Source organism: Burkholderia sola, from assembly GCF_905400185.1.
GTDB lineage: Bacteria > Pseudomonadota > Gammaproteobacteria > Burkholderiales > Burkholderiaceae > Burkholderia > Burkholderia sola.
Genome location: NZ_FR989675.1, coordinates 2,918,515 through 2,933,004 on the forward strand (window position 1 = coordinate 2,918,515; position 14,490 = coordinate 2,933,004).

Genomic DNA, 14,490 nt, shown 5'->3' on the forward strand with positions numbered 1-14,490 from the left:
CGAACGGATCGCTCATGTATCTCGGCATCGACCTCGGCACCTCGGAAGTGAAGGTGCTGCTGCTGGCCCCGGACGGCACGGTGGTCGGCACCGCGGGCTCGCCGTTCACCGTGTCGCGCCCGCACCCGCGCTGGGCGGAACAGCATCCGGACGACTGGTGGCAAGGCACGCTCGCCGCGCTCGCGGCGCTGCGCGAACGGCATCCCCACGCTTTCGCGCAGGTGCGCGGCATCGGCCTGTCGGGCCAGATGCACGGCGCGGTGCTGCTCGGCCGCGACGACCGCGTGCTGCGCCCCGCGATCCTGTGGAACGACATGCGCAGCGCCGACGAATGCGCGCTGCTCACCGAACGTGCGCCCGACCTCCACGCGCTGGCCGGCAACCTCGCGATGCCCGGCTTCACCGCGCCGAAGCTGCTGTGGGTCGCGACGCACGAACCCGACGTGTTCGCGGCCACCGCGTGCGTGCTGATGCCGAAGGATTACCTGCGATTCCGGCTGACCGGCGCGAAAGTGTCCGATCCGTCCGACGCGGCCGGCACGCTGTGGCTCGACGTCGCGCGCCGCGACTGGTCCGATGCGCTGCTCGCCGCGTGCGGGATGACGCGCGAGCAGATGCCGCGCATCGTCGAAGGCAACGCGCCGTCCGGCACGCTGCGCGCGGACGTCGCACGCGAGCTCGGGCTGTCGGAGGCCGTGCTGGTCGCGGGCGGCGGCGGCGACAACGCGACGAGCGCGCTCGGCATCGGCGCGATCCACGCGGGCGACGGCTTCGTGTCGCTCGGCACGTCGGGCGTGCTGAGCGTGGTCGGCGATCGCTTCATGCCGAATCCCGCGTCGGCCGTGCATGCGTTCTGCCATGCGATTCCCGATCGCTGGCAACTGATGAGCGTCGTGCTGTCGGCCGCGAGTTGCCTGCGCTGGGTCTGCAAGCTGACCGGCACCGACGAGCCCGCGCTGCTCGCCGAAGTCGAGGCGCTCGATCCCGACGCGCTCGCGGCGGCGCCGCTGTTCCTGCCCTACCTGTCCGGCGAACGCACGCCGCACAACGATCCATACGCGCAGGGCGTGTTCTTCGGGATGACGCATGCGACCGAGCGCGCGCACTTGGGCTACGCGGTGCTCGAAGGCGTGACGCTCGGCCTCGCCGACGGCCTCGACGCGCTGCACGCGGCCGGCGTCGAAACCGACCAGCTGTCGCTGATCGGCGGCGGTGCGCGCAGCGCGTTCTGGGCGCAACTGATCGCGGACGCGCTGAACGTGCGCACGCAGCAGATCGGCGGCGGCGAAACGGGCGCGGCGCTTGGCGCGGCGCGGCTCGGCTGGCTGGCCGTCGGCGGCGACGCGCATACGGTGCTGACCAAGCCGCCGGTACGCGCCGAATACGCACCCGATGCCGCTCGCCATGCGCGGCTGCGCGAACGCCTCGATGCGTTCCGCACGCTGTACCGTCACGTGCGGCCGCTGTACGAGCCGTCGCGCGCGCGGCTCGGGTAGGCGCGCTCCGTCGCACGGCCGGCCGCAGGCCAGCCGCGCGACATGCGTTACAGTGGATGCCGTCATGCGGCCCGCCGGCCGGCCCGCAGGGCGGCCCCCCCCGATCCGAACCGAATCGCTATCGTGTCCAAGTCCTCAGAAAAACTCGATCTCGCCACGCGCGCCGCGTGGCTCTATTACGTCGCGGGCGACACGCAGAACGAAATCGCCGAAAAGCTGCAGGTGTCGCGCCCCGTCGCGCAGCGCCTCGTCGCGTTCGCGGTCGAGAAGAACCTGATCCGCGTGCGCGTCGACCATCGGCTCGCCGACTGTCTCGACCTCGGCGCGCAGCTGTCGAAACGCTACGGCCTCGCGATGTGCGAAGTCGTGCCCGTCGACGCCGATGCGCCCGACGCGATCGACCGCAAGCTCGCGGTCGCCGGCGCGCAGGTGATGGAGCGCTACCTGAACGAGACGCGACCGATGGTGATCGCGGTCAGCAGCGGCCGGACGCTGAAGGCCGCGGTCGCGCAGATCGCGCAGATCGACCGCCCGCAGCACCGGCTCGTGTCGATGGTCGGCGCGATCGCGGCCGACGGTTCGTCGAACCGCTACGACGTCGCGCAGTACATCTCCGAGAAAACCGGCAGCAAGCATTTCCTGCTGCCCGCGCCGCTGTTCGCCGACAGCGACGCCGAACGCGCGCAGTGGTGCAACCACCGGCTGTACCGGATCGTCGAGGCGCTGTCCGGCGAGGCCGACGTCGCGTTCGTCGGGATCGGCAACATCGGCCCGCACTGCCCGCTCTACGAAGACGGCTTCATCACCGAACAGGAGCGCGACGAGATGACCGCGCTCGGCGCGGTGGCCGAGCTGCTCGGCGTGCCGATCGACGCGCAGGGCACGCAGATCACCGTGTCGACGAGCGCGCGCGTGACCAGCGTCGCGCTCGCCACGCCGCCGAAGCTGCCGACGATCGCGTTCGCCGGCGGCCCGAAGAAACACGACGCGGTGATTGCCGCGCTGCGCGGCGGCTGGCTGTCGGGGCTCGTCACCGACGAAGCGTGCGCGCGCGCCGCGCTCGCGGCGAAGGCGGCCTGACGCGGCCATGGATCCTGCGCGGCGCTCGGCCGTACCGGCATTGCTTCGCGCTACCGCGGGGGACGCACGATCGACGCGCAAACCGCCGAACACCGACGCGTCACGCCGCCTTCGCGTGCACGCTCAGCCGCCGGAACGCCTGCCCGTTTTCGTCGAACAGGTGGCAGTGCTCCGCCTGCACATGCACGCGCAGTGGGTCGCCGGTGCGGTACGTGTCGAGCGGCGGAATCCGCGCGATCAGCCCGTCCGGCGCGACGGCCGATTCCGCATACAGATATGCGGCATCGCCGAGCGACTCGACGGCCATCGTCCGCGCGGCGACGCCCGCCGCCGCCGCATCGACCAGCAGATGCTCGGGCCGCACGCCCACGGTCACCGCCGCGCCGCGTTGCAGCCCCCCCGCGTCCACCGCGACACGCTGCGTCTCGCCGCTGTCGAAGCGCACGAGCACGCCGCCCGCATCGGCCGATTCGACCGTGCCCTTCAGGAAGTTCATCTTCGGCGAGCCGATGAAGCCCGCGACGAACTGGTTCGCCGGCGCGTGATAGAGCGCGTTCGGCGTGCCGACCTGCTGCACCGCGCCGCCCGACAGCACGACGATCTTGTCGGCGAGCGTCATCGCCTCGACCTGGTCGTGCGTCACGTAGATCATCGTCGTCTTCAGCTCGTCGTGCAGTCGCGCGAATTCCAGCCGCATCTTCACGCGCAGCGCGGCGTCGAGGTTCGACAGCGGCTCGTCGAACAGGAACACCTTCGGCTTGCGCGTGATCGCGCGACCGATCGCGACGCGCTGCCGCTGGCCGCCCGACAGCTGCTTCGGCTTGCGGTCGAGCAGATGATCGATGTGCAGGATTTTCGCGGCCTGCTTCACCGCCTGGTCGATCTCGGGCTTCTTCGCGCCGGCGAGCTTCAAGCCGAACGCCATGTTGTCGTACAGCGTCATGTGCGGGTACAGCGCATACGACTGGAACACCATCGCGATGCCGCGCTTCGCGCTCGGCACGTCGTTGACCTTCGCGCCGTCGATCAGCAGGTCGCCGTTCGAAATGTCTTCGAGGCCGGCAATCATCCGCATCAGCGTGGATTTGCCGCAGCCGCTCGGGCCGACGAACACGACGAATTCGCCGTCGGCGATGTCGAGGTTCACGTTGCGCAGCACTTCGGTGTCGTCGTAGCGCTTCGCGATGTTGCGCAGGAGCACGCTTGCCATGATCTGTCTCCGTTCGTTCGTGATGCGCCGCGTTGAAAGCGGCGCGCCTTCGTTCCTGATTGCTAGTTCGGCAGCACCTCGCCCGTCGCCTGCCAGCGCGCGACGTAGCCGGGCAGCTCGTGCATGTCGTCGAATACGTGACGCGCGCCGATGCCGCGCAGCGCGTCGATCTGGGCCGCCGATGCGTGCCCGCCGCCGATGAAGCCGAGCACGGTCATGCCGGCCGCGGCCGCGGCGGTGATGCCGGTCACGCTGTCCTCGACGACGAGGCATTGCGCGGGCACCGCGCCGAGCGTGCGTGCGGCTGCCAGATACACGTCCGGCGCCGGCTTCGGCCGCGCGACCGAATCCGCGCAGAACAGCCGGTCGCCGAAGAAGCGCGCGAGGCCGGTGCGCGCGAGCGCCGCTTCGACGTACGTGCGGTAGCTGTTGCTCGCGCAGGCCGTCGTCAGGTCGATCGCGGCCAGCGCCGCGTCGATGCCTTCGACCATCGGCGCATTCACGGCCGCCGCCTCGACCGCGCAGCGGATCGCGTCGACGTCGCCGGCCGATAGCGTGCGGCCCACGGCGTCGCTCGCGCCGGCCAGCACGCGCTCGATGCGCAGCCCGAGCAGCGGCATCACGGCCGGCCGTGCGTCGACCCCTGGCCAGCGTGCATCGAGTTCGCGCACGATCACGTCGGCGGCCACGGCCTCGCTGTCGATCAGCACGCCGTCGCAATCGCAGATCAGCACGTTCACGCCGTGACCGGTCGTACGTTTGCCAGCCGCACCTTTGCTTGCATCGCTCATTTAACCGCCCCGAACGTGAGCCCGCGCACGAGCTGCTTCTGCGACAGCCAGCCGACGATCAGGATCGGCGCGACCGCGAGCAGCGACGCCGCGGACAGCTTCGCCCAGAACAAGCCTTCGGGGCTCGAGTACGACGCGATGAATACGGTCAGCGGCGCGGCGTTCGAGCTCGACAGGTTGATGCTCCAGAACGCCTCGTTCCACGACAGGATCACGAGCAGCAGCGCGGTGGACGCGAGCCCCGGCAGCGCCATCGGCATCAGCAGGTAGACGATCTCCTGCCACGTCGATGCGCCATCGATCCGCCCGGCCTCCAGGATGTCCTTCGGGATTTCGTTGAAGTACGTGAAGGTCATCCACACCGCGATCGGCAGGTTGATCAGCGTGTAGACGATCACGAGCCCCGACACCGTATCGAGCAGCCCCGCGTTCTTCCACAGCAGGTAGATCGGCACGAGCACGCCGACCGACGGCATCATCTTCGTCGACAGCATCCACAGCAGCACCTTCTGCGTGCGGTGGTTCGGGAAGAACGCCATCGCGTACGCGGCCGGCACCGCGAACAGCAGCGAGATCACGGTGACGCCGGCCGAGATCAGGATCGAATTCCACGCGAACCCGAAGTAGTTGCTGCGCGCGAACACCTCGCGAAAGCTGTCGAGCGTCGGGATGAAGAACAGCGACGACGCGTACGCCTGCTGCTCGGTCTTGAACGCGGTGATCGCCATCCAGAAGATCGGGAAGAACAGCAACAGCGCGATCAGCCACGCGAGCGTGCCGGGCAGCGCACGCCGCACGAGGTCGAACACGGCCGGCGTGCGCCGGCCCGCCAAGGTCAGGTCGCTCATTTTTCGTACTCCCCTTTCAGGTTGCGCGCGAGCATCCGCACCAGGAAGAACGACACGACGTTCGCGACCACGACGGCGATGATGCCGCCCGCGGACGCGAGGCCGACGTCGAACTGCTGCAGGCCGAGCGCATAGATCAGGTACGACAGGTTGGTCGTCGCGTCGCCGGGGCCGCCGCCGGTCGTCGTGTAGATTTCCGCGAAGATCGACAGCAGGAAGATCGTCTCCATCATCACGACCACGGCGATCGCGCGCTTCAGGTGCGGCAGCGTGATGTAGAAGAACATCGCGATCGGGCCGGCGCCGTCGATGCGCGCGGCTTCCTTCTGCTCCTGGTCGAGCGACTGGATCGCGGTGAACAGGATCAGGAACGCGAACGGCAGCCACTGCCATGCAACGATGATGATCACCGCGGTCAACGGGTAGTCGGCGAACCAGTCGATCGGCGTCAGCCCGAGCGCGCGCATCGCGTTCGCGACGAGCCCGTACACCGGATGCAGGATCATGTTCTTCCAGATCAGCGCGGAAACCGTCGGCATCACGAAGAACGGCGCGATCGCGAGCAGGCGCACGACGCCCTGCCCGTAGAACTTGCGGTCGAACAGCACGGCCATCAGCACGCCGCCGATCACGGTGATCGCGAGCACCGCACCGATCAGCACGAGCGTGTGCCAGATCGCCGGCAGGAACGACGGATCGGTCGCGAGGAAGCGGTAGTTGTCGAACCCTGCGAAGCCCTTCACGTCCGGGTTCAGCAGGTTGTAGCGCGAGAACGAATACCAGATCGTCATCGCGAGCGGAATCGACATCCACAGCAGCAGCACCGCGACGGACGGCGACACGAGCCAGCTCGCGCCGCCGCGCGCACGGCGCGGCGCGCCGGGCGGCGACGACGCGTCGCCGACCGACGGCGCGTGAGCGTGACTCAGGGGAAGACGCAGGTGACGCATGACGGAGTCCCTCCGGTTGATGCGCGGGCGCGAACGGCCTGCCCGCCTGTCGGCCTCGCCGGCCCGCGCCGTGTGCGATGGCGCACGACGCGGGCCGCGCGACGGCTTGCGCGTTACTTCTTGTAGCCTGCCTGCCGCACTGCGCGGTCGGCGGCGGCCTGGCCCGCGGCGAGCGCCTGGTCGACCGACATCTGGCCCGCGACCGCGCCCGCGATCGACTGGCCGACCACCGTGCCGAACGACTGGAATTCAGGAATCCCGACGTACTGCACGCCCGTGTACGGCACCTTCTTCAGCGACGGATCGTTCGGGTCGGCCGTCTCGATCGCCTTCAGCACGAAGTCCGAGAACGGCGCGGCGGCCTTGTACTCGGCGCGCTGATACGTCGACGTGCGCGTGCCCGGCGGCACCGACGCCCAGCCTTCGTCCTTGCCGACCATCTCGATGTACTGCTTCGACGTCGCCCACGCGATGAACTTGCGCGCGGCGTCCTGCTGCTTCGACGTCTTCGGCACGGCCAGCGCCCACGCCCACAGCCAGTGCGAGCCCTTCGGCGTCGCGGCGACCGGCGCCGCCGCGAAGCCGATCTTGTCGGCCACCTGCGACTGCTGCTTGTTGTAGAGCATCCCGGCCGCGACCGTCGCGTCGATCCACATCGCGCACTTGCCCGATGCGGTCAGCGTCAGGTTCTCGTTGAAGCCGTTCGAGCTCGCGCCCGGCGGGCCGTTCTTCTTCAGCAGGTTCACGTAGAAATTGATCGCCTTCTTCCATTCGGGCGACGTGAGCTGCGCATTCCAGTTCTCGTCGAACCACCGCCCGCCGAACGTGTTCACGACCGTCGACACGTACGCCATGTTCTCGCCCCAGCCGGCCTTGCCGCGCAGGCAGATCCCGTAGGTGCCCTTCGACTTGTCGGTCAGCTTGTCCGCGAATTCGGCGATCTGGTCGTAGGTCGGCTGGTCGGGCATCTTCAGCCCCTTCGCCGCGAACAGGTCCTTGCGGTAGAACGTCATCGAGCTTTCGACGTAGAACGGCAGCGCGTACAGCTGGCCGTTGTACGACAGGCTGTCGCGCGCGGTCTTCACGATGTCGTTCAGGTCGTAGTCGGCGGGCAGGCCCGTGATCGGCGCGAGCCAGCCGCGCTTGCCCCACTGCGGCGTTTCGTAGGTGCCGATCGCCATCACGTCGAACTGGCCGCTGCCGGTCGTGATGTCGGTCGTCGCGCGCTGGCGCAGCACGTTCTCCTCGAGGATCACCCAGTTCAGCTTGATGTCGGGGTTCGCCTTCTCGAACGCCGGCGACAGCTTCTTCAACTCGATCATGTCGGGATTGTTCAGCGTCGCGATCGTCAGCGTGCCGGCGGACGCCGCGCAGGCCGCCGTCGCGAGCGCGGCTCCGGCGAAACAGCGTGCGGCGGCGTCGAGCATCTTTCGTTGCATGGCATGTCTCCTGTGATTGTTCGAAATGTCGTCGGTCTTGCGTGGTGTTGCGTCGCTTCCTTCGCGGCCCGTCATGCCGGCCGCTGCATCCCGCACGCGCGCGCATAGTGCGCGATCACGTCGCGTATCCGGTGGCGCACCCATGCGCGCGGCTCCTTCGCGAGGCCGCCCGCGCGGCACGCCGCGTAGACGTCCGGCAGCCACTGCGCGACGAGCGTCTCCGGCACCGGCTGCCGCGCGAGGTTGTCGAACAGTTGCTCGACCGCGGCCGCGACGGCCGGCTGCAGCCAGTAATAGCGGATGCGGTCGCTGTAGCTGAACTGGCGCGCGAGCCGCTGCGCGGTCTCGTCGCCGCGGTAGTACGGCGCCCAGTGCTCGGGCTGCGCGCGCATCGCCGCGTCGACGACGTCGCGCAACCGCGAGCGCTGCGCGACGTCGTCGATCAGCGCGTCCTCGATGTACGTCAGCGCGAACAGCGCCTCGCGCAGCGCGAACGTCAGCGCGGGGCCGACCTTCAGCACCGCGAAGTGGTCGCGCACGAGCGCGGCGAGCGCGGCTTCGGTCTGATAATCGGTCGAATGCGCTTCGAATACGAGGCGCGGTGTCTGCAGGATACTCGCGCCGAGCGACGCCGCCTTCGCGCTGTCGTAGTCGAGCACGTGGCGATCGTCGAAGTCGACGCCCGGCTGCGCTACGATCGCGACGACGCGCATCCACGCATCGTCGAGCCCGGCCGCCGCGAACGCGCGGCGGTGCGCGTCGAGCGTCGCCGCGATGCTGTCGCTGCGCGTGACCGCGATCCGCGCGATCGCGTCGCCGCTCGCGTCGTTACTTGCCTCGCCGCTCACTTCGCCGCCCGGCGTCGGCACCTCGGTGCCGATCACGTAGACGGGCGCGATCCCGGCGCGCGCCGCCGCGTCTTCCGCGACGCGGCACAGCTCGGCCGCGCGCGCGGCGATCGTGCGATCGTCGAGCCGCGCCGGATCGTCCGCGCACGCCATGCTCGCATCGAGATGGATCTTTTCGAAACCGGCTTCGACGTAGGCCGCGATCATCGCGGCCGCTTCACGCATCGCGTCGGCCGCGCGGCGGTGCCGCCACGGGTTCGGGCCGAGATGGTCGCCGCCAAGCACGAGCGCCGACGGCGCGAGCCCGCAGCGTGCGGCGATCGCATCGACGTCGCGACGAAAATCGGCGGGCGTCATGCCCGTATAGCCGCCGAGATGGTTCACCTGATTGCAGGTCGCCTCGATCAGCAGCGGCGAGCCGTCGGCTCGCGCGGCTTCGCACGCGGCCTCCAGCACGAGCCGGTGCGCGCTGCAGATCGAATAGATGCCGCGCTGCGCGTCCGCGCGGTTCGCGTCGAAGATCATCCGCAGCACGGTGTCCGCGTGCGCGGTGCGCGTGCGCTCGGCAACGGTCGTCAGGCCGGACATGCGATACCTCGTTCGGTCAGGAAACGGTCGATCTCGGCCGCGCTGCTGTTGCCTTCCATCGGGCCGCGCCGCGTGACCGCGATCGCACCGGCCGCGTTCGCGCGGCGCAGCGCGACGTCGACGGCCAAGCCCGCGACGAGGCTCGCGACCAGCGTGCCGCCGAAGCAGTCGCCGGCGCCGGTCGGATCGACTTCGTCGACCGGAAAGGCCGGCGCTTCGGCCCGGTTCGCGCGATCGAACGCGACGCTGCCTTGCGCGCCGCGCTTGAGCACGACGCGCTCGAGCAGCGGATGCGTCGCGAGCAGGCCCGCGATCGCGCGCTCGGCCGGCTGCGGCCCGCAGAAGAACGGCAGGTCGGCTTCGCTCGGCAGGAACAGGTGACACGCGGCGAGCATCTCGTCGAGCGCCGCGCGCATCGGGCGGAAGCTCAGCATTTCGGGCCGCACGTTCGGATCGAACGACACCTTGGCGCCCGCGCGCGCGGCCTCGATCACGCCGCGCTGCACGGCCGCGATCGCCGATTCGCTCGTCAGCGACGAGCCCATCACGTGGAAGTAGCGGCAGCCGTCGAACATCGCGGTGTCGACGTCGGACGCATCGACGCACGCGGCCGCACTGGTCGAAAGCGTGAACACGAAACTGCGCGAACCGTCGTCGCGATACGCGACGAATGCGGTGCCGGTCGGGCGCGCGACGCGGCGAATGCGCGCGACGTCGACGCCGTCGCGGGCGAGCCGCGCGACGATCGCATCGCCGAACGCGTCGCGGCCGACACAGCCCGCATATGCGACGCGCGCGCCGAGCCGCGCGGCCTGATCGGCGAAGATCGCCGGCGCGCCGCTCGGGAACGGTCCTTCGAACAGGCCGGGCGTATCGAAACCCTGGCCGCGCTCGGCGGCGACGAATTCCGCCAGCAGTTCGCCGGCGACGACGATCTCGGCCATCAGGCGAGCCCTCCTCGGTCGACGGCGGCCGCCGCGTCGCGGGCCGGCCGGCAGGTGGCGCGTGCGAGCGGCAGCATTTTCAGCTCATCCAGTTGCCGCCGTCGACGTTCAGCGTCTGGGCGGTGATGTAGTCGGCGTCGGCCGACGCGAGGAACAGCGCGGCGCCCGTCAGGTCGCCCGGCACGCCCATGCGCCCGAGCGGCACCGCTTCGCCGACGAGCCGCTTCTTCTCGCCGAGCGGCCGGTTCTCGTAGCGTGCGAACAGCGCATCGACCTGCTCCCACATCGGCGTGTCGACCACGCCCGGCGCGATGCCGTTCACGTTGATCCGGTGGGGCGCGAGCGCCAGCGCGGCCGACTGCGTATAGCTGATCACCGCGGCCTTGGTCGCGCAGTAGTGCGAAACGAGCGCCTCGCCGCGACGGCCGGCCTGCGACGACATGTTGACGATCTTGCCGCCGCGCCCCTGCTCGACCATCCGCTGCGCGACGGCCTGCATCAGGAAGAACAGCCCTTTCACGTTGACCGAGAACAACCGGTCGAACACGTCCCACGATTCGTCGAGGAGCGGGCGCATGTCGAACAGCGCCGCGTTGTTGAACAGGATGTCGACGCCGCCGAAGCGCTCGACCGCCGTCGCGACGATCCGCTCGATGTCGTCGCGGCGCGTGACGTCGGCCGTGACGGCCACCGCGCGGCCGGGGTTGGACTCGATCAGCCGCGCGAGCGAACCGCCTGCCGGCTTCACGTCGACGAGCACGCAGCGCGCGCCCTCGTCCAGATAGCGTTGCGCGACCGCTTCGCCGATGCCGCTTGCGGCGCCCGTCAGGATCGCGACCTTGTGTTCCAGTCTCACTGGCTGTCTCCGGTTCGTTCTTGCTGCACGACGGTCGCGAGGTGAGCGAACGCTCTCCGACCGATCAATTGCTCTGTTAGTGATCGAATGATCGGATACGCGATACGCGCTGTCAAGACGACGCGACGGCTTTCTATGACGCGCTGCGGCACGACGGCGCACGGCTGCATCCCGCCGCGCCCGCGCTGCAAGGCAAGAAGGGCACGGTGCGGCGCAGTGGCATCGATGCTGACGGGGATGGAGGAAGGACGGAAAACGGAATTGGCACTGCACGGCGCAGCGATACGTTATATCATCGCGATACTGTGTTTCATCGCCCTGCTTCACGCCATGGCTACCTCATCGTCCATCGACGCCCGGCTGTCCCGGGCCGACGCATTCGCCGCCGAGCACGGGCTCGCGTGGACGCCGCTGCGTCGCCAGGTCTACGAACGCGTGCTGGCCGCGCAGCGCCCGATCGGCGCGTACGACCTGCTCGCCGAACTCGAACCGCAACGCGGCCGCGTGCCGCCGACGACCGTCTACCGCGCGCTGGATTTTCTCGTCGAGCACGGCTTCATCCACCGGATCGAATCGAAGAACGCGTTCCTCGCGTGCTGCGAGATCGGCGTGCCGCACGAAGGCCAGTTCCTGATCTGCGATTCGTGCGGCGACACCGTCGAGATTCCCGGCAGCGACCTCGCGAAGCAACTGTCCGCGAGCGAGCCCGCGCACGGATTCGAAGTCCATCACCAGGTCGTCGAGCTGAACGGCCTGTGCGGGCACTGCAAGCGCAAGCCCGCGCAGCGCTGACGCCGCATCGCGCGGCGCCTGCGCCGCCCTTCCAACGAGGAGTTCCATGTCCATTGCCCTGAAGCGCGCGCCGCGGCGCGCCCTGTCGCCTGTCCGCTGGCTCGCCGCGGCCGTCGCCGCGCTGTCGTTCGCCGCGCCCGCGTTCGCGCAGGCCGCGACCGTCAACGTCGTCGCCGCGGAGAATTTCTACGGCGACGTCGCGTCGCAGATCGGCGGCCGCCACGTCGCGGTCACGAGCATCCTCAGCAATCCGGACCAGGATCCGCACCTGTTCGAAGCGAGCCCGAAGACGGCCCGCGCGCTGCAGCACGCGCAGGTCGTGATCTACAACGGCGCCGACTACGATCCGTGGATGGGCAAGCTGCTCGGCGCATCGAAGCAGGCGAAGCGCGCGACGATCGTCGTCGCCGATCTCGTCGGCAAGAAGGCCGGCGACAACCCGCACCTGTGGTACGACCCGGCGACGATGCCGGCCGCCGCACGCGCGATCGCGGCCGAACTCGGCCGCGCCGACCCGGCGAACCAGGCCGAATACGATGCGAACCTGCAAAAGTTCGTCGCGTCGCTGAAGCCCGTCGACGACAAGGTCGCCGCGCTGCGCGCGAAGTACAAGGGCGTGCCGGTGACGGCCACCGAGCCCGTGTTCGGCTACATGTCGGACGCGATCGGCCTCGACATGCGCAACCAGCGCTTCCAGCTCGCGACGATGAACGACACCGAGGCGAGCGCGCAGGACGTCGCCGCGTTCGAGGGCGACCTGCGCAAGAAGCAGGTGCGCGCACTGATCTACAACAGCCAGGCCGAAGAGCCGATGACCAAGCGCATGCTGAAGATCGCACGCGACGGCGGCGTGCCGACCGTCAGCGTCACCGAAACGCAGCCGGCCGGCAAGACCTTCCAGCAATGGATGATCGGCCAGCTCGACGCGCTCGGCAGCGCGCTTTCAGCCGGCAAGTAAGTAATAGACGACCGTCACGACATGACCGCCACTCCCCACGCCCTCGCCCTCGATCGCGTCACGCTCGAACTGGGCGGCCGCACGATCCTGCGCGACGTCAGCTTCTCGATCGAGCCCGGCGAATTCGTCGGCGTGCTCGGGCCGAACGGCGCGGGCAAGACGACGCTGATGCGCGCGGTGCTCGGCCTCGTCCCCGTGTCGGCCGGCACGCTGTCGGTTGGCGGCGTGCCGGTCGTGCGCGGCAACGCGTCGATCGGCTACATGCCGCAGATCAGAAGCGGCCTCGCGAACCGCCGGATGCGCGGCTACGATTTCGTCGCGATGGCCGCCGACGGCCATCGCTGGGGCTTGCCGCACACGAACGCGGCCACGCGCCGCGACGTCGATCGCGTGCTCGATCTCGTCGGCGGCCCGTCGCTCGCGCGCCGGCCGCTGTCCGAACTGTCGGGTGGCGAGCGCCAACGGCTGCTGCTCGCGCAATGCCTGCTCGGCAACCCGAAGCTGCTGCTGCTCGACGAGCCGCTGATCAGCCTCGACCCGAACCACCAGCGCGGCGTCGTCGAGCTCGTGCGCAACGTGCAGCGCGAGCTCGGCATCACCGTGCTGTTCTCCGCGCACGAACTGAATCCGCTGCTGAACGCGCTCGATCGCGTGCTGTATCTCGGCAACGGCGTCGCGGCGCTCGGCACCGTCGACGAGGTGATCACGAAGCCCGTGCTGTCGCGGCTCTACGGATCGCCGATCGACGTGATGCGCGTGAACGGCAAGATCTTCGTGATGTCGGGCGACGTCGAAATCGAAAAGCACGATCACGAACACGAGGACGACGACGGCCATTCGCACGGCGGTGGCGGCGGCCACGGCCATCACCACCACGGACACGCTCATCCCGGGCATTCGCACGATGTTTGAATACGACTTCATGATCAACGCGTTCGCCGCGTCGGGGATCGTCGCGGTGCTCGCGGGCATCGTCGGCTATTTCCTGGTGCTGCGCGGGCAGACCTTCGCCGGCCATGCGCTGTCGCACGTCGGCTTCACCGGCGCGACGGGCGCGGTGCTGCTCGGCATCTCGCCGATCTGGGGGATGGTCGGCTTCACGCTCGCGGCCGGGATCGGCATGGGCGCGCTCGGCGAAAAGCTCGCGGGCCGCGACGTCGCGATCGGCGTGATCCTGTCCGGCGCGCTCGGCTTCGGCCTGCTGTTCCTGCACTTCTACACGTCGTTCGCGACGCAGGTCACCGCGCTGCTGTTCGGCAACGTGCTCGCGGTGAGCCACGACACGCTCGCGGTGCTCGCCGCCATCGGCACGGTGAGCCTGCTCGCGCTCGCGCTGATCGCACGGCCGCTGCTGTTCGCGTCGCTCCAGCCCGAACTCGCTGAAGCGAAGGGCGTGTCGCTGCGCACGGTGTCGATGCTGTTCCTCGCGGTGTGCGCGCTCGCAGTGGCCGCGGCGACGCAGATCGTCGGCGTGCTGCTGGTGTTCACGCTGCTGGTCGGGCCGGCTGCCGCCGCGCAGAACGTGACGACGCGGCTGTCGACCGGCGTGCTGCTCGCCGCGCTGTTCGCGTTGTTCGAAGCGTGGCTCGGCATCGTGCTCGCGTATCACACCGACTGGCCGACGAGCTTCTGGATCACCGCGCTGTCGGCGCTCGTGTACGGCGCGAGCTTGTTGCGCAGGGCATGACGA

The 14,490-nt window shown here is 69.3% G+C and carries 14 protein-coding genes; 6 read left to right on the plus strand and 8 right to left on the minus strand.

What is annotated here, in order from left to right; all coding sequences use genetic code 11:
• Positions 1–14 precede the first annotated feature (14 nt).
• A complete protein-coding gene (xylB, locus tag KR541_RS13475; protein WP_216089583.1) occupies positions 15–1,496 on the plus strand; it encodes a xylulokinase in 1,482 nt (493 codons plus the stop codon).
• A 123-nt stretch (positions 1,497–1,619) separates the two neighbouring features.
• Positions 1,620–2,576, plus strand: a complete 957-nt coding sequence (locus tag KR541_RS13480; protein ID WP_034174431.1) for a sugar-binding transcriptional regulator — start codon at positions 1,620–1,622, stop codon at positions 2,574–2,576.
• 100 nt (positions 2,577–2,676) lie between these two features.
• Here the strand turns inward: KR541_RS13480 and KR541_RS13485 are convergent, their stop codons facing one another.
• The 8 genes from KR541_RS13485 to KR541_RS13520 form a co-directional block, all read right to left on the minus strand.
• Positions 2,677–3,786, minus strand: a complete 1,110-nt coding sequence (locus KR541_RS13485) for an ABC transporter ATP-binding protein (RefSeq protein ID WP_216089584.1) — start codon at positions 3,784–3,786, stop codon at positions 2,677–2,679.
• Positions 3,787–3,848: 62 nt separating this feature from the next.
• The gene (locus KR541_RS13490; protein ID WP_050016996.1) at positions 3,849–4,577 is read right to left on the minus strand and encodes an HAD family hydrolase; all 729 of its coding nucleotides are present in this window, start codon (positions 4,575–4,577) and stop codon (positions 3,849–3,851) included.
• On the minus strand, positions 4,574–5,425 hold the full coding sequence (locus tag KR541_RS13495; protein ID WP_050016995.1) for a carbohydrate ABC transporter permease: 852 nt from the start codon (positions 5,423–5,425) through the stop codon (positions 4,574–4,576). Before KR541_RS13495 ends, KR541_RS13490 begins: the two co-directional genes overlap by 4 nt.
• Positions 5,422–6,375, minus strand: coding sequence for a carbohydrate ABC transporter permease (locus tag KR541_RS13500; RefSeq protein WP_216089585.1), 954 nt, complete (start codon positions 6,373–6,375; stop codon positions 5,422–5,424). The genes KR541_RS13495 and KR541_RS13500 overlap by 4 nt, the downstream gene beginning before the upstream one ends.
• A gap of 113 nt (positions 6,376–6,488) precedes the next feature.
• On the minus strand, positions 6,489–7,814 hold the full coding sequence (locus tag KR541_RS13505) for an ABC transporter substrate-binding protein (RefSeq protein WP_006477974.1): 1,326 nt from the start codon (positions 7,812–7,814) through the stop codon (positions 6,489–6,491).
• Between the two features lie 71 nt (positions 7,815–7,885).
• Positions 7,886–9,250: a D-tagatose-bisphosphate aldolase, class II, non-catalytic subunit gene (locus KR541_RS13510; RefSeq protein ID WP_050016993.1), complete on the minus strand. Its 1,365-nt coding sequence runs from the start codon at positions 9,248–9,250 to the stop codon at positions 7,886–7,888.
• Positions 9,238–10,194: a sugar kinase gene (locus KR541_RS13515; RefSeq protein ID WP_050016991.1), complete on the minus strand. Its 957-nt coding sequence runs from the start codon at positions 10,192–10,194 to the stop codon at positions 9,238–9,240. The genes KR541_RS13510 and KR541_RS13515 overlap by 13 nt, the downstream gene beginning before the upstream one ends.
• 79 nt (positions 10,195–10,273) lie before the next feature.
• The gene (locus KR541_RS13520; protein WP_050016989.1) at positions 10,274–11,050 is read right to left on the minus strand and encodes an L-iditol 2-dehydrogenase; all 777 of its coding nucleotides are present in this window, start codon (positions 11,048–11,050) and stop codon (positions 10,274–10,276) included.
• Between the two features lie 330 nt (positions 11,051–11,380).
• On the opposite strand from KR541_RS13520, the gene KR541_RS13525 reads away from it, so the two are divergent.
• Genes KR541_RS13525 through KR541_RS13540 form a run of 4 tightly spaced genes read left to right on the plus strand, consistent with a single transcriptional unit; the run spans position 11,381 to position 14,487 of the window.
• Positions 11,381–11,842 (plus strand): Fur family transcriptional regulator, encoded by a 462-nt coding sequence (locus KR541_RS13525; protein ID WP_050017093.1) that lies wholly within the window; start codon positions 11,381–11,383, stop codon positions 11,840–11,842.
• Positions 11,843–11,888: 46 nt separating this feature from the next.
• The gene (locus tag KR541_RS13530; protein WP_089435550.1) at positions 11,889–12,800 is read left to right on the plus strand and encodes a metal ABC transporter solute-binding protein; all 912 of its coding nucleotides are present in this window, start codon (positions 11,889–11,891) and stop codon (positions 12,798–12,800) included.
• A gap of 21 nt (positions 12,801–12,821) precedes the next feature.
• Positions 12,822–13,712 (plus strand): ABC transporter ATP-binding protein, encoded by an 891-nt coding sequence (locus KR541_RS13535; protein ID WP_050016985.1) that lies wholly within the window; start codon positions 12,822–12,824, stop codon positions 13,710–13,712.
• Positions 13,705–14,487 carry a metal ABC transporter permease gene (locus tag KR541_RS13540; RefSeq protein WP_050017091.1) on the plus strand — a complete coding sequence of 261 codons (783 nt, stop codon included), beginning with the start codon at positions 13,705–13,707 and terminating at the stop codon, positions 14,485–14,487. Before KR541_RS13535 ends, KR541_RS13540 begins: the two co-directional genes overlap by 8 nt.
• The last annotated feature ends 3 nt before the right edge of the window (positions 14,488–14,490 follow it).

What these genes read in the sequence shown, in the direction of transcription:
- xylB (WP_216089583.1), top strand. Translation starts at nt 15, where the DNA reads ATGTATCTCGGCATCGACCTCGGCACCTCGGAAGTGAAGGTGCTGCTG.
- KR541_RS13485 (WP_216089584.1), bottom strand. Translation starts at nt 3,786, where the DNA reads ATGGCAAGCGTGCTCCTGCGCAACATCGCGAAGCGCTACGACGACACC.
- KR541_RS13490 (WP_050016996.1), bottom strand. Translation starts at nt 4,577, where the DNA reads ATGAGCGATGCAAGCAAAGGTGCGGCTGGCAAACGTACGACCGGTCAC.
- KR541_RS13495 (WP_050016995.1), bottom strand. Translation starts at nt 5,425, where the DNA reads ATGAGCGACCTGACCTTGGCGGGCCGGCGCACGCCGGCCGTGTTCGAC.
- KR541_RS13500 (WP_216089585.1), bottom strand. Translation starts at nt 6,375, where the DNA reads ATGCGTCACCTGCGTCTTCCCCTGAGTCACGCTCACGCGCCGTCGGTC.
- KR541_RS13505 (WP_006477974.1), bottom strand. Translation starts at nt 7,814, where the DNA reads ATGCAACGAAAGATGCTCGACGCCGCCGCACGCTGTTTCGCCGGAGCC.
- KR541_RS13510 (WP_050016993.1), bottom strand. Translation starts at nt 9,250, where the DNA reads ATGTCCGGCCTGACGACCGTTGCCGAGCGCACGCGCACCGCGCACGCG.
- KR541_RS13515 (WP_050016991.1), bottom strand. Translation starts at nt 10,194, where the DNA reads ATGGCCGAGATCGTCGTCGCCGGCGAACTGCTGGCGGAATTCGTCGCC.
- KR541_RS13525 (WP_050017093.1), top strand. Translation starts at nt 11,381, where the DNA reads ATGGCTACCTCATCGTCCATCGACGCCCGGCTGTCCCGGGCCGACGCA.
- KR541_RS13530 (WP_089435550.1), top strand. Translation starts at nt 11,889, where the DNA reads ATGTCCATTGCCCTGAAGCGCGCGCCGCGGCGCGCCCTGTCGCCTGTC.
- KR541_RS13535 (WP_050016985.1), top strand. Translation starts at nt 12,822, where the DNA reads ATGACCGCCACTCCCCACGCCCTCGCCCTCGATCGCGTCACGCTCGAA.
- KR541_RS13540 (WP_050017091.1), top strand. Translation starts at nt 13,705, where the DNA reads ATGTTTGAATACGACTTCATGATCAACGCGTTCGCCGCGTCGGGGATC.